The 1,308-nt window shown below is 59.8% G+C and carries 1 protein-coding gene; it reads left to right on the top strand.

Translation table 11 applies throughout. The annotated features are described in order from the left end of the window. The first annotated feature begins 101 nt into the window (after positions 1-101). On the top strand, positions 102-1,304 hold the full coding sequence (locus DM373_RS28365; RefSeq protein ID WP_003464938.1) for an ISL3 family transposase: 1,203 nt from the start codon (positions 102-104) through the stop codon (positions 1,302-1,304). Positions 1,305-1,308: the final 4 nt, after the last annotated feature.

Raw genomic sequence — 1,308 nt, 5'->3', positions numbered from 1 at the left:
TTGGTTCTTCGCGGAGTCTGGGGGAAGAGCGAGTTGACAGTCAGGGAAGCAGGTAAATTGGCAGTCGCCAAACACACCCTTCACCTGTCCCTGCTGTCGCCGTGCATCCTATTGATCTTGCCGCTTTCTGGCCAGGCTACGACGCCGTTACCTGTCGCCCATCTACCGATAACACCCTCCTCATTGAGCTTGAACCTCAAGCCGGCTCTCTTCCTAAGTGCGGGCGTTGTGGCCAGTTCAGCCCGTTGATTCACGATCGCCGGATTCGTCTGGTGCGTGATCGTGATCTGTTCGATCAGCGCGTCCTGCTTCAACTACCAGTGCGCCGAGTCGATTGCCTGAGTTGTGGGCGGGTGACCGAGCGGATCGACTGGTTGGAGCCAGCATCTCGGCTGACCCAGCGGTTACGGATATGGCTCGAAAGCTTGCTGCGGCTGCTGCCGATCAGCCACGTCAGCCAGCTCACCGGCCTGCATTGGCACACCCTCAAAACGCTCGATAAACGACGCCTTCAAGCCGAGGTAGGCAACTTCGATTCAACCGGTGTCCGCCGCCTGGTGATGGACGAGTTCGCCCTGCACAAAGGGCATCGCTATGCCACGGTCATCATGGATGCCGAGCGAACGCGGGTATTGTGGGTCGGCCACGGCAACAGCCGCGAGGCGGTCCGCCCGTTCTTTGAATTGCTCGGCAAGCACTGCCAGCAGATAGAGGCGGTGGCCATGGACATGAACACGGCTTTTGATTTGGAGGTGAAGAAGCATTGCCCGCAAGCCGAAGTGGTGTACGACCTGTTTCACGTCGTCGCGCGCTACGGTCGGGATGTGATCGACCGTATCCGGGTTGACCAGGCCAACCTCCTGCGCGAAGACAAGCCGGCACGAAAGGCGGTCAAGCAAAGCCGCTGGCTGCTGCTGCGCAATCGCAACAACCTGAAGGACGGACAAGCCGTGCAGCTTCAAGAACTACTCGCGGCCAACCAGCCGCTGGCTACGGTCTATGTCCTCAAGGATGCGCTGAAGGATGTCTGGTTCGCCCCCAGCGTACGAGAGGGCTGGCGCCGCTGGCGAACCTGGTTGCGGCACGCCCGGGACAGCGGCCTCGCGCCGCTACAGCGCTTCGCTCGCAACCTGCGCAAATACGCCCGAGGCATCCTCGCCAGTGCCAACTTCCATATGCATACCAGCGTCCTTGAGGGCGTCAACAACCGCATCAAGGTGATCAAGCGTATGGCCTATGGTTTTCGGGACTCGGAATACTTTTTCCTGAAAATCAAGGCTGCCTTCCCCGGGAAAGCGCGATGAACCT

The organism is Pseudomonas sichuanensis (assembly GCF_003231305.1).
GTDB lineage: Bacteria > Pseudomonadota > Gammaproteobacteria > Pseudomonadales > Pseudomonadaceae > Aquipseudomonas > Aquipseudomonas sichuanensis.
The sequence above is the reverse complement of the archived record's forward strand: the minus strand, read 5'-3'. Positions and strand labels throughout refer to the sequence as shown.